9 protein-coding genes are annotated in these 11,917 nt (G+C 65.0%); 6 read left to right on the top strand and 3 right to left on the bottom strand.

The annotated features are described in order from the left end of the window. Nucleotides 1-384: 384 nt before the first annotated feature. Both glmS and ACQRAG_RS11140 read left to right on the top strand, forming a co-directional pair. The gene (gene glmS, locus ACQRAG_RS11135; protein ID WP_427804159.1) at nt 385-2,211 is read left to right on the top strand and encodes a glutamine--fructose-6-phosphate transaminase (isomerizing); all 1,827 of its coding nucleotides are present in this window, start codon (nt 385-387) and stop codon (nt 2,209-2,211) included. Between the two features lie 426 nt (nt 2,212-2,637). Further along, nucleotides 2,638-4,941, top strand: coding sequence for a hydratase (locus tag ACQRAG_RS11140; protein ID WP_427804158.1), 2,304 nt, complete (start codon nt 2,638-2,640; stop codon nt 4,939-4,941). A gap of 405 nt (nt 4,942-5,346) precedes the next feature. Here ACQRAG_RS11140 and gap read toward each other — a convergent pair whose 3' ends face one another. The 3 genes from gap to surE all read right to left on the bottom strand — a co-directional run bounded on the left by gap (nt 5,347) and on the right by surE (nt 8,378). Continuing rightward, nucleotides 5,347-6,348 carry a type I glyceraldehyde-3-phosphate dehydrogenase gene (gap, locus tag ACQRAG_RS11145; RefSeq protein WP_168936062.1) on the bottom strand — a complete coding sequence of 334 codons (1,002 nt, stop codon included), beginning with the start codon at nt 6,346-6,348 and terminating at the stop codon, nt 5,347-5,349. Between the two features lie 69 nt (nt 6,349-6,417). Then, nucleotides 6,418-7,344: a class II fructose-1,6-bisphosphate aldolase gene (gene fba, locus ACQRAG_RS11150; RefSeq protein ID WP_168936061.1), complete on the bottom strand. Its 927-nt coding sequence runs from the start codon at nt 7,342-7,344 to the stop codon at nt 6,418-6,420. A 275-nt stretch (nt 7,345-7,619) separates the two neighbouring features. Continuing rightward, nucleotides 7,620-8,378: a 5'/3'-nucleotidase SurE gene (gene surE / locus ACQRAG_RS11155; RefSeq protein ID WP_287439580.1), complete on the bottom strand. Its 759-nt coding sequence runs from the start codon at nt 8,376-8,378 to the stop codon at nt 7,620-7,622. Between the two features lie 122 nt (nt 8,379-8,500). On the opposite strand from surE, the gene ACQRAG_RS11160 reads away from it, so the two are divergent. Genes ACQRAG_RS11160 through ACQRAG_RS11175 form a run of 4 tightly spaced genes read left to right on the top strand, consistent with a single transcriptional unit; the run spans nt 8,501 to nt 11,882 of the window. Beyond that, nucleotides 8,501-9,538 (top strand): 3'-5' exoribonuclease YhaM family protein, encoded by a 1,038-nt coding sequence (locus tag ACQRAG_RS11160; protein WP_168936059.1) that lies wholly within the window; start codon nt 8,501-8,503, stop codon nt 9,536-9,538. A gap of 7 nt (nt 9,539-9,545) precedes the next feature. After that, nucleotides 9,546-10,199 (top strand): dTMP kinase, encoded by a 654-nt coding sequence (gene tmk / locus ACQRAG_RS11165; RefSeq protein ID WP_168936058.1) that lies wholly within the window; start codon nt 9,546-9,548, stop codon nt 10,197-10,199. Between the two features lie 17 nt (nt 10,200-10,216). Further along, the gene (locus tag ACQRAG_RS11170; RefSeq protein ID WP_006006835.1) at nt 10,217-10,561 is read left to right on the top strand and encodes a hypothetical protein; all 345 of its coding nucleotides are present in this window, start codon (nt 10,217-10,219) and stop codon (nt 10,559-10,561) included. After that, nucleotides 10,554-11,882, top strand: coding sequence for a histone deacetylase family protein (locus ACQRAG_RS11175; protein ID WP_302260688.1), 1,329 nt, complete (start codon nt 10,554-10,556; stop codon nt 11,880-11,882). The genes ACQRAG_RS11170 and ACQRAG_RS11175 overlap by 8 nt, the downstream gene beginning before the upstream one ends. Nucleotides 11,883-11,917: the final 35 nt, after the last annotated feature.

Here is an 11,917-nt window from a genome sequence, read left to right on the forward strand (position 1 = left end):
GGACGGTTTGCTTTTAGCTTGCGGGAACAGAAAGGCAGAACAGGCGTTGCCGGGCGGCCATGCCGGGTGGACCACGCTTTCTTTTTTCGTGGATGCAGGGGCGGGTCTCCCCCCTCCCGGCGTCCCCTCCTGAGGGGCACTTGCCGGGCCGGGACTTTACTGACAAAATAGCCGTTCCCTGCGGCATTTTTCCCTGATTTTTTCGGGCGCCGTACGTCCCGGAGCAGGGATTGCCCTGTGGGGCAAAACAGCATATGAGCGGTTTTTGGAAGGATGGGGGGAGTTTGAGGGGGGAAGGGAACCTTTTTTCCGCCAGGAAAAGGTTCCCTTCCCCCCTCAAAAAAGCTCCCCTCTCCGCCATCCCTTATCGCATAGGAGGTCACCATGTGTGGCATTATCGGATATGCCGGGCACCGTCCGGCGGTGCCTGTGGTCATCGAAGGCCTGCGGCGTCTTGAATACCGCGGCTATGATTCCGCGGGCGTTGCCTGCGTGCAGCGCGGCGAGCTGTGCATCACCCGTGCCCAGGGCAAGCTTTCCGCCCTTGAGGAAAAGCTGGCCAAGGAGCCTGTTTCCATGGCCACCTGCGCCATGGGCCATACCCGCTGGGCCACGCACGGCGTGCCCGCCGAGCGCAATGCCCATCCCCATGCTTCCAACGACGGCCGCCTGGCCATCGTGCATAACGGCATCATCGAGAACTATCAGGAACTGAAGGAAGAGCTGCTGCAGAAGGGCTATGTCTTCCATTCCGAGACCGACACGGAAGTGCTGGTCAACCTCATCGCCGACTGCCACAAGCAGGAAGCCGACCTGCTCAAGGCCTTTGCCGCGGCCCTGCGCCGGGCCCACGGCGCCTACGCCGTCTGTCTCATGAGCCGTGAATATCCCGGTGAGATCTGGGCCGCGCGCATGTCCGCCCCGCTCATCTTCGGCATCGGCACGGGCGAGCACTTCGTGGCTTCGGACATCCCGGCCTTTTTGCCCTACACGCGCACGGTGGTCTTTCTGGAAGACGGTGAGATCGTGCACGCCACCAATTCCGAGTATGAGATCCTGAGCCTGGCCGACCTTTCTCCCGTGGAGCATGAGCCCCAGACCATCCAGTGGGACATGCAGGCGGCCCAGAAGGGCGGCTACCGCCACTTCATGCTCAAGGAGATCTTCGAGCAGCCCCAGGTCATCGTGGATGGCCTGAGCGGCCGCCTCAACGCCGCGCGTGACACCGTGCTCCTGCCCGAGCTGGACGCCCTGCCCGTACCGCGTCGTCTGCATATCGTGGCCTGCGGCACGTCCTACCATTCCGGCCTTTGGGCGCGGCATCTTATCGAGCCCTGGGCCAAGGTGCCTGTGCAGCTGGAGATCGCTTCCGAGTTCCGCTACCGCGAGAGCCTGCCCCTGGACAAGGACGACATGGTGCTGGTCATCAGCCAGAGCGGCGAGACCGCCGATACCCTGGCCGCCCTGCGCATCGCCCGCGAACACGGCGTGCCGGTGCTGGGCCTGTGCAACGTGGTGGGTTCGTCCATCGCCCGCGAGTCCTCGGCCGTCATCTACACCCAGGCCGGGCCCGAGATCAGCGTGGCCTCCACCAAGGCCATGTGCAGCCAGATGCTGATGCTGGCGCTGGTGGCCCTGTACTGGGGCGGCCGTCAGGGCATCATGGACACGGCGGCCCGCGCCCGCCAGATCGCCCTGCTGGAATCCCTGCCCTCCCAGCTGGATGCCGCCCTGCCCGCCATGCATGAGAAGGCCCGCCAGCTGGCCCGTGCCTATGCCCAGGCCCGCAACTTCTTCTATCTGGGCCGCGGCCACTGCTACCCGCTGGCCCTGGAAGGGGCGCTCAAGCTCAAGGAGCTTTCCTACATCCACGCCGAAGGTTATGCCGCCGGCGAGATGAAGCACGGCCCCATCGCCCTCATCGATCCGGCCTTCCCCACCTTTGCCCTGGCTCTGGGCGACGCCCTCTTCCCCAAGGTGAAATCCAACATCGTGGAAGTGCAGGCCCGTCAGGGCAAGGTCATCGCCCTGACCAATCCGGGCATGGATCTGGCCGTGGACGATGTCTGGGAGATCCCCGCCCTGCCCGCTCCCCTGGCCGGTTTCATGGCCCTGCCCGCCATGCAGCTGTTCAGCTACGAGATGGCCGATTATCTGGGCAAGGACGTGGACCAGCCCCGCAACCTGGCCAAGAGCGTGACCGTGGAATAGAGCCGCTCTTCCTTCCCTGACATATGAAAAAGGACGCCGTGAGGCGTCCTTTTTGCGTTTGGCCCCATGCGTCCACTGGAGCTCAAGAAAACTTTTTTTGCTGGTGGGGGCCCGTTGGGGACCTTCAGCACAAAAAAATCATAGGAGTGGTGCCGCTTGGCACCCTTCAAGATAGAGTGCGTTCGGGGGAGGATGGAGGGCTTTTGGGGAAGGGCCCCTTTTCGCGCCAGTAAAGGGGGATCTTCCCCCAAAAAACGCGCGCCCCTTCCGGGCATTGCCAAAGCATTTTGGCCTGTGGCATAGTATCTGGTGCAAAATTTCACGCCCGCCGGATGCTTGCGCATCGCCCCGTCGCCGTGGACGGGGAAAGGCCGGGCCTGCCTTTTATCGCCATCACGGCACAGCACAGACTACGCAGGAAGCAAGATGATCCAACTGAGCGACAAACCGGTCATTGTGCAGGGCAACACCCTGATGGAACAGGAAGAAGCCGCGGCGCGCGGCATCGACTGCGCCGCTGCCCGTCAAAATACCCTGGCCTGGAACATCCTGGCCGCCCACAACACGGCTGCCGGGGACGACCCCACCCTGCGCCTGCGTTTTGACGCCCTGGCCTCGCACGACATCACCTATGTGGGCATCATCCAGACGGCCCGCGCCAGCGGCCTGGAACGCTTCCCCATGCCCTACGCGCTCACCAACTGCCACAACAGCCTGTGCGCCGTGGGCGGCACCATCAATGAGGACGACCACCTCTTCGGCCTGACCGCCGCCCGCAAGTACGGCGGCATCTTCGTGCCGCCCCATCTGGCGGTCATCCACCAGTACGCCCGTGAAATGATGGCCGGTTGCGGCAAGATGATCCTGGGCTCCGACAGCCACACCCGCTACGGCACCCTGGGCACCATGGCCGTGGGCGAAGGCGGCCCCGAGCTGGTCAAGCAGCTGCTGGGCAAGACCTACGACGTGGCCCGTCCCGAAGTGGTGCTGGTCTGGCTGGAGAACGCTCCCCGTCCCGGCGTGGGCCCGCAGGACATCGCCATCGCCCTCATCGGCGCCGTGTTCAAGAACGGCTTCGTCAAGAACCGGGTCATGGAATTCGCCGGCCCCGGCGTGGCGGGCCTTTCCGTGGAATACCGCTGCGGCATCGACGTCATGACCACCGAGACCACCTGCCTGTCCTCCATCTGGACCACGGACGACAAGGTGCGCGATTACCTGGCCATGCACGGCCGCGCCGACGATTACACCGAGCTGCGTCACGACAAGCCCGCCTGCTTCGACCGCTGCATCCGCGTGGACCTGTCCGCCATCGAGCCCATGATGGCCCTGCCCTTCCATCCCAGCAACGCCTATCCCGTGGCCGAAGTGGTGCGCCATGCCGACGAGCTGTTCGCCGCCGTGGAAGAAGAGGCCCGCAAGCAGTTCGGCAAGGCCGGTGAAGGCCTGAAGCTGCGCGACAAGATCCATGACGGCGGCGTCTGGGTGGATCAGGGCATCATCGCCGGTTGCGCGGGCGGTTCGTTCGAGAACTGCTGTATGGCCGCCTCCATCCTGGACGGCCGGAGCACCGGCTGCGGCGAGTTCTCGCTCTCCGTCTATCCCGCCAGCGAACCCCAGGCCATCGCCCTGGTGCGCAACGGCGCCGCTGCCAAGCTCATGGCCGCCGGTGCGGTCATCAAGAACGCCTTCTGCGGTCCCTGCTTCGGCGCGGGCGACACGCCGGCCCACGGTGCCCTGTCCATCCGCCACTCCACCCGCAACTTCCCCAACCGCGAAGGCTCCAAGCCCGGCAACGGCCAGATCTCTGCCGTGGCCCTCATGGACGCCCGCTCCATCGCCGCCACCGCCGCCAACGGCGGCCGCCTGACCCCGGCCACGGAACTGGATTGGGACAAGCTGGCCGTGGACACTACCTACACTTTCGATGCGGGCATCTACCAGCGCCGCGTCTACAACGGTTTCGGCAAGGCCGATGCCGCCGCGGAACTCAAGCGCGGTCCCAACATCGCCGACTGGCCGTCCATGAGCCCCCTGCCGGAGAACCTGGTGCTGCCGCTGGCTTCGGTCATCACCGACCCCGTGACCACCACCGACGAGCTCATCCCCTCGGGCGAGACCTCGTCCCTGCGTTCCAACCCGCTCAAGCTTTCCGAGTTCACCCTGTCGCGCAAGGATCCCGCCTATGTGGGCCGCGCCAAGGACGTGCAGGCCATGGAAAAGGCCCGTCTGGCCGATCCTGCCGATGCCGCCCTGCTGGCGAAGCTGGAAGGCATGCTGGCCCCCCTCAAGGCCGCGCAGCCTGAGGTCTATGCCGCAGTGCTGGGCGCCGGTCTGAAGGACACCGGCATCGGTTCCACCATCTTCGCCCTCAAGCCCGGTGACGGCTCCGCCCGCGAACAGGCCGCTTCCTGCCAGAAGGTGCTGGGCGGCTGGGCCAACGTGGCCGCCGAATACGCCACCAAGCGCTACCGCTCCAACCTCATCAACTGGGGCATGCTGCCCCTGCTGGCCGATGCCGCTCTGGCGCAGAAGCTCAGCGTGGGCGACTGCTTCGTCCTGCCCGGCATCCGTACCGCCGTGGAACAGGATGCCGCCGGCATCACCGGCTGGCTGGTGAGCGCTGCCGGGGCCGTAGAGGCTGTGGAACTGCGCCTGGGCGACCTGACCGCCGACGAACGCCAGATTATTCTGGACGGCTGCCTCATCAACTTCTACAACCACAACTAACGCTGCGGGACGAGACCGCCGCGTCGCCATCTGGAAAGGGGCCTCACCGGGAGGCCCCTTTTTCTTTGTGGGGCCCTCCCCTCTTTGCCAAAGTATTTTTCTGTATTCCATCAGGTGGAACGTCCGCAGGGCACTCTCGATCCTGCCGCCGGGGCGCGTTTCTTGCCTGCCCTTCCCACACATATGCCAACACGGGCAAGGGACAGCTCCGGCGGCCCTGCGGCTGCCCGGCCTGACAGCCGCGACGGCGGGAGCTCCCTTGCGAGACGGGGAACTCCCGCCTATGTTTTTTAGAGTGGGAGGGAGCGTAGCCTCTTCCTCCAAACATCCTTCCAGACCATCAGGCATGAAAAAAGGACGGCCCTCGCGGGCCGTCCTTGTCGTCTTCGTTATCGTACGGCAGCCTTACAGGCTGGCAGCCACCTTGCGCAGCAGGCGGGCCAGCTGGTTGGTGAAGCCGGATTCGTTGTCGTACCAGATGATGAGCTTGGCCATGGTGCCGTCCATGACCTGGGTGGACAGGGCGTCCACGACGCCGCCGTGGGTGCTGCCCTTGAAGTCGATGGAGACCAGGGGCTCGTCGCAGTAGCCCATATTGTCGTGCAGGGCGCCGTCATGGGCGGCCTTGAGGGCGGCATTGATCTCTTCGGCGGTGGCGGGCTTTTCCAGCTCGCAGGTCAGGTCCACCAGGGAGATGTCGGGGGTGGGCACGCGCACGGCCATGCCGTCCAGCTTGCCCTTGAGGGCGGGCACCACCAGGGCCAGGGCCTTGGCCGCGCCGGTGGAAGTGGGGATCATGGACACGCAGGCGGCGCGGGCACGGCGCAGGTCCTTGTGGGAACCGTCCAGGATACGCTGGCTCATGGTGTAGGAGTGGATGGTGGTCATCAGGCCGTGACGGATGCCGAAGGCATCGTTGAGGACCTTGGCCACGGGAGCCAGACAGTTGGTGGTACAGGAGGCAGCGGAAAGCACGGTATGGGCGGCGGCATCGTAGATGTCGTCATTGACGCCCATGACGATGGTGGCGTCGGCTTCCTTGCAAGGGGCCGAGACCACGACCTTCTTGGCGCCGCACTGCAGGTGCTGGGCGGCGTCCTCGCGTTTTTTCAGGGTACCGGTGGTCTCCACGGCGATGTCGATGCCAAGGCGGGCCCATTCCCATTCGCCGGTCTTGCAGCGGGTGACTTCGATATGACGGCCGTTGATGATGATGCCGTTGTCGTCATGATCGACGGTGCCGGGGAAAATACCGTACACCGAGTCGTATTTGAAAAGGTGGGCCAGCGAAGCATTGTCGGCGCGGGCGTTGATGGCGGTGATGCGGATGTCTTCCGAGTCAGCCAGCAGACGCAGCAGATAACGACCGATGCGGCCAAAGCCGTTCATCCCCAAAGATACGGACATGTTGCGCTCCTTCACGCGAGAGAGATGGAAAACGCCGCCTCCCCGGTGGAGGCGGCGTGAGATACTGGTTTAGGCCTTGCCGGAAGATCCCATGACGTTGCGGATCTTGTGGGCGACCATATCCTTGACGGCCTGTCGCGCGGGTTTCAGGTACGCGCGGGGGTCGAAGGCTTCGGGATGTTCCACCAGATACTGGCGGATGGAGGCGGTCACGGCCAGACGGATGTCGGTATCCACATTGATCTTGCACACGCCCATGCCGGCAGCCTTGCGCAGCATGTCTTCCGGCACGCCGCGGGCGCCGCCCACCTGGCCGCCGAACTTGTTGCAGGCTTCCACGAATTCCTGGGGCACGCTGGAGGCGCCGTGCAGCACCAGCGGATAGCCGGGCAGGCGCTTGCCGATCTCTTCCAGGCGTTCGAAGTCCAGCTTGGCTTCGCCCTTGAACTTGTAGGCACCGTGGCTGGTGCCGATGGCCACGGCCAAGGAGTCGCAGCCCGTGCGTTCCACGAAGTCCACGGCCTGGTCGGGATCGGTGTACACATGGTCGGCATTGCTCACATGCTCTTCCACACCGGCCAGCTTGCCCAGTTCGGCTTCCACCCAGATGCCGCGCGGGTGGGCGTATTCCACCACCTGCTTGGTCAGGGCGATGTTTTCTTCATAGGGCAGGTGCGAGCCGTCGATCATCACGGAGGTGAAACCGCCGTCGATACAGTCGCGGCACAGTTCGAAGCTGGAGCCGTGGTCCAGATGCACCACCACGGGCACGGAAGGATCCTCGGCCAGGGCGGCTTCCACCAGCTTCATGAGGTATTTCTGCCCGGCATAGCTGCGCGCGCCCGAAGAGACCTGAAGGATCACGGGGGATTTTTCCTCCGAGGCGGCCTGCATGATGCCCTGCACGATTTCCATGTTGTTGACGTTGAACGCGCCCACAGCATACCGGCCCGCATAGGCGGCGGCGAACATTTCCTTAGGCCCGATAAGCGGCATGGATTCCTCCTGCACCAGGTGCGATACGACACTGCGCGCACCATGCGCGAGTGTGGGATAAAATGGGAAGGCGGACAGAAAAAGCCTGTCCGGCCGGCCTGTCTGATGTATCGGCGGCCGCCGTCTGATCCGGCAGGGATGCATGCCGGAAGGACTGTTGTGGGGCAGCCGCAACGAAGCGATTCATTATATAAAAAAAAGCCCCAAAGGGGAATGACTTTGGGGCGGTCGTGGAAAAATTCATAAAATCGGCACCCGCAGGGGCCGTATGCTGTCTAGGAAAGCAGCATGTCCTCCAGACTGCGCAGGCTTTCGTGGTCCGTGAACTCGAAACGCAGGGGCGTCACGGTGATATAGCCGCGATTGAGCAGGTCCTTGTCCGAACCGGCGTTGATGGTGTGCGGCGGGATCTCGCCTTCCAGCCACCAGTAGGGTTCGCCGCGCGGATCCTTGCGTTCGGCGTAGGCGTTCTTCCACACGGCGCTGGTCTGCGGGCAGATGCGCAGGCCCTTGGCCTCGGACAGCGGGCCGCGGGGATAGTTGACGTTGATGACGCGGCGGTGGGGCACCTTTGTCCAGTCGATGCGCGCGGCCAGCTCCACGGCGTGGCGGGCGATGGAATCCATGTCCGGGTGGCCGCCGCCGGCATCGCAGGAGAGCGCCATGCTGGGCAGGTCTTCATGGGCGGCTTCGGTGGCGGCGCCCACGGTACCGGAATAGAGGATGTCCGGGCCCACGTTGCTGCCCGCGTTGATGCCCGAGATGACCATGTCGGGCCGCTTTTTCAGCAGGTTGCCCAGGGCCAGCTTCACGCAGTCCGTGGGGGTGCCGTACAGGCCCAGACCTTCGAAGTCGGGTTCCTCGATCTTGTGGGCACGCAGGGGATCGAAAAAGGTCAGGGAATGGCCCACGCCGGACTGCTCATGCATGGGGGCCACCACATGCACGGTATGCCCGGCTTCGCGCAGGGCCCGGTACATGGCACGCAGGCCCTCGGCCCGGATGCCGTCGTCGTTGGTCAGGAGGACACGCATTTGACAATACCTCTGAAACAAGGGAATCTTTATGGATAAACAGGCCCCCGCGGGCCTGCGGGGATACCCCGGGACCTCAGAACATACAAGACAGGCGGCCTTTGGCCGCAGAGTCAGGATATATGCAAAAAGGCATTTTCGTCAAAGACATGGCGGCCCCCAACGAAGCGGAAGGCGTCTTCGTCATCACGCTGGCCGCACAGGGCAGCTCGCGCAACGGGCCGTACTGGCGGCTCGTGCTGGCCGACGCCAGCGGCAGCGTGGAGGCCAAGATCTGGTCGCCCCTGAGCGCCTCTTTCCCCGCCCTGCATACGGGCAGCTTCTTCTATGCCCACGGCCGGGTGAGCACCTTCCGCGACCAGCTCCAGTTCACGGTGGAGGAAGGCCGCCTGCTTTCGCCGGAAGAAGGCGCGGCCCTTGATCTGGCCGACTTCATGCCCGCCAGCCCCTACCCGCTGGATGCCATGATGGACGAGCTCATGGCCCTGATTCGCGAGGAGTTCCGCTACAAACCCTGGCGCAAGCTGGTGGACGGCGTGTTCAAAAATGAAGAGCTGCGCGAGGCCTTCCGCACCTGCCCGGCGGCCAAGGGCGTGCACCATGCCTATGCGGGCGGCCTGCTGGAGCATACTCTGAGCGTCTTCAAGCTCTGTCGCCGTCTGGCCGACCAGTATCCCGAGCTGGACCGCCAGACCCTGCTGGCCGGGGCCCTGTTCCACGACTTCGGCAAGATCCGCGAATTTTCCGGCGGCATCGCCAACGATTATACCGACGAGGGCCGCCTGCTGGGGCATCTGGAGATCTGCGTGGAGATGCTGGCTCCCTATCTGGAAAAATCGGGCCTGGAGCCCGAGTTGCAGCGCCATCTCAAGCATCTGGTCCTGAGCCACCACGGTACGCTGGAATTCGGGGCCGTGCGCGTGCCGCAGACCGCCGAGGCCCTCGTGCTGCACTATGCGGACAACATCGACGCCAAGATGGCCCAGTGCCGGGGCCTGTTCGCCCAGCTGGGCGAAGGCGAGAGCTGGACGCCCTATCAGGCCACCCTGGGCCGGGCCATGCACCGCTGCGCGCAGACGCCGGTGGAAGAAAAAGTCGAAAAGAAGCCCCGCGCCTCCCGGAAGTCTTCCGGGGAGGACGGGATGCTCTCCCTGCTGTGAGGCTGCCATGTTCATCACATTCGAAGGCATAGAAGGTTCGGGCAAGACCACGGCCCAGCAGCTGCTGGCCCTGGAACTGGAAAAGCGCGGCCACGACGTGCTGCTGACGCGCGAACCGGGCGGCTGCGGTCTGGGGCGCGCCCTGCGTCCCATCCTGCTGGACGCCCGCAATTCCGGCCTGTGCAACCGGGCCGAGCTCTATCTCTTCCTGGCCGACAGGGCCCAGCATGTGGCCGAGATCATCCGTCCGGCGGTGGAAGCCGGACAGATCGTCATCTGCGACCGCTATACCGACTCCACCCTGGCCTATCAGGGCTACGGCCGCGGCCGTGATCCCGACCGTCTGCGCCGGGCCAACGATCTGGCCACCGGCGGCCTGCAACCGGATCTGACCCTGCTCTGCGACCTGCCCGTGTCCGTGGGGCTGGAGCGCGCGGGCCTGCGCAACCGGCGCGAGGGCACGGTGCTCTCCGAAGGCCGTTTCGACAGCGAGAGCCTCAATTTTCACGAGCGCGTGCGCCAGGGCTATCTGACCATCGCGGCGGAAGAGCCCGACCGCATCGCCATCATCGACGCATCGCAACAGCCCGAGGACGTGGTGCTGCAATGCCTCTCCGCCGTGGAGCGGCATCTGAAGCAGCGCGGCAGCGGGCTGGAATAAGACGTAAGGATATTGCCATGAGCGAACTGTATACCGTCACCGCCGAGGAAGGCCGCCTGCGCTTCCTGCCCCGTACCGATGCCGCCCTGGAACAGGCCGTGCTGGACGAGAGCCCCCTGCCCGGCTGCGAATTCGTTTCCCGCCTGGGCGATCCCGGGCTGCTGCATTGCGTGGTCTTCCGTCATGAGCAGAAGCCCGGCGGCGTCTTCGTGGTGGAAGACGACAACGGCCTGCTCTTCGCGGCCGTGGCCGAGACCAACCTTGCCTATGCCATGGCTCTGGGCCGCCTGGGCAAGATGATCTCCTATGCGCGCTACAGTGCCGACATCTTTGCCGAAAACATGCTGGACGACGATGACTGATCCCCTGAGAGCCCGTAACCGGCTGGGCGTGGTCTTCTTCCCCGCCTTCGACTGGGCCATCTCCGCCACCCATCCCGAGCGTGAGGAGCGTCTGCTCTACACCCGCGACCAGCTGGCGGAAGAAGGCCTGTTCGACATCCCCGGCATCACCGAGTACCGCCCGGAGCTCGCCACCAACGCCCAGGTGGAGCGCGTGCATTTCTGTCTGCCCTCCACCGGCGCCGTGGTCACCGATTCGCACCGGGCCTCGGCGGGCGGGGCCATCACGGCCGCCCGTCTGGTCATGGAGAAGAAGGAAGACAAGGCCTTTGCCCTGGTGCGTCCTCCGGGACACCACGCCATGCGCGTGACCCACGGCAACCGCGGTTTCTGCAACATCAACAACGAAGCCGTGATGGTGGAGTACATCCGCGACCACTATCCGCATCCCACGGGGCGGCCCCTGCGCATCGCCATCGTGGATACGGACGTGCACCACGGCGACGGCAGCCAGGACATCTTCTGGAACGACCCGAACACCCTGTTCATCTCCCTGCATCAGGACGGCCGCACCCTCTATCCGGGCACGGGCTTCCCGCAGGAATGCGGCGGGCCGGGCGCGCTGGGCCGCACCATCAACATCCCCCTGCCGCCCGAGACCTCGGACGAGGGCTACCTTTACGCCATCGAGCACGCCGTGCTGCCCATGCTGGCGGACTTCAAGCCCGATCTGGTCATCAACTCCGCCGGGCAGGACAACCACTTCACGGATCCGCTGGCCAACATGAAGCTCTCGGCCCAGGGCTATGCGGCCCTCAACCGCGCCCTGAACCCGGACATCGCCGTGCTGGAAGGCGGCTACGCCATCCGCGGCGCCCTGCCCTATGTGAATCTGGGCATCTGTCTGGCGCTGGCCGGCCTGGACGCGGGCGACATCCGCGAGCCCCAGTGGCGGCCCGAGAGCACCCGCCAGAAACAGAAGATCAGCGACTACATCGCCCGCCTTTGCGACGGCCTGCTGGAGCTGTACCACAACCCGCCGTCCGTGCCGCAGGAAGGCGAGGAAGAGAACGGCTGGTGGACGCGGCGCAAGCATATCTTTTACGATACGGACATGCTGCGCGAGAGCCAGCGCGAAAGCTGGCGCCTGTGCCCGGACTGCTCCGGCCTGGGCTGCTTTGAGACCAGCTCCGAGCGCGTGGCCCGCTCCCTGTGCCTGCTCATCCCCCGCCACGCCTGCCCCCGCTGCCGCGCCGAGGCCGAGGCCCGCGCCGCGGCGGCCCGCAAGGCCGGCCTCCACGCCCACGTGCTGGTGCTGGATGGCGACGCCGCGCTGAAATAGGCCGTTGGAACAAAGCTCGTCACCGGATACTGGCC

This window comes from Desulfovibrio sp. SGI.230 (assembly GCF_050313065.1).
In the GTDB taxonomy this organism is placed as follows: Bacteria; Desulfobacterota; Desulfovibrionia; order Desulfovibrionales; family Desulfovibrionaceae; genus Desulfovibrio.

Excerpts from the sequence above, each read along its gene's own strand:
- glmS (WP_427804159.1), top strand. The coding sequence starts at position 385 with ATGTGTGGCATTATCGGATATGCCGGGCACCGTCCGGCGGTGCCTGTG.
- ACQRAG_RS11140 (WP_427804158.1), top strand. The coding sequence starts at position 2,638 with ATGATCCAACTGAGCGACAAACCGGTCATTGTGCAGGGCAACACCCTG.
- gap (WP_168936062.1), bottom strand. The coding sequence starts at position 6,348 with ATGTCCGTATCTTTGGGGATGAACGGCTTTGGCCGCATCGGTCGTTAT.
- fba (WP_168936061.1), bottom strand. The coding sequence starts at position 7,344 with ATGCCGCTTATCGGGCCTAAGGAAATGTTCGCCGCCGCCTATGCGGGC.
- surE (WP_287439580.1), bottom strand. The coding sequence starts at position 8,378 with ATGCGTGTCCTCCTGACCAACGACGACGGCATCCGGGCCGAGGGCCTG.
- ACQRAG_RS11160 (WP_168936059.1), top strand. The coding sequence starts at position 8,501 with ATGCAAAAAGGCATTTTCGTCAAAGACATGGCGGCCCCCAACGAAGCG.
- tmk (WP_168936058.1), top strand. The coding sequence starts at position 9,546 with ATGTTCATCACATTCGAAGGCATAGAAGGTTCGGGCAAGACCACGGCC.
- ACQRAG_RS11170 (WP_006006835.1), top strand. The coding sequence starts at position 10,217 with ATGAGCGAACTGTATACCGTCACCGCCGAGGAAGGCCGCCTGCGCTTC.
- ACQRAG_RS11175 (WP_302260688.1), top strand. The coding sequence starts at position 10,554 with ATGACTGATCCCCTGAGAGCCCGTAACCGGCTGGGCGTGGTCTTCTTC.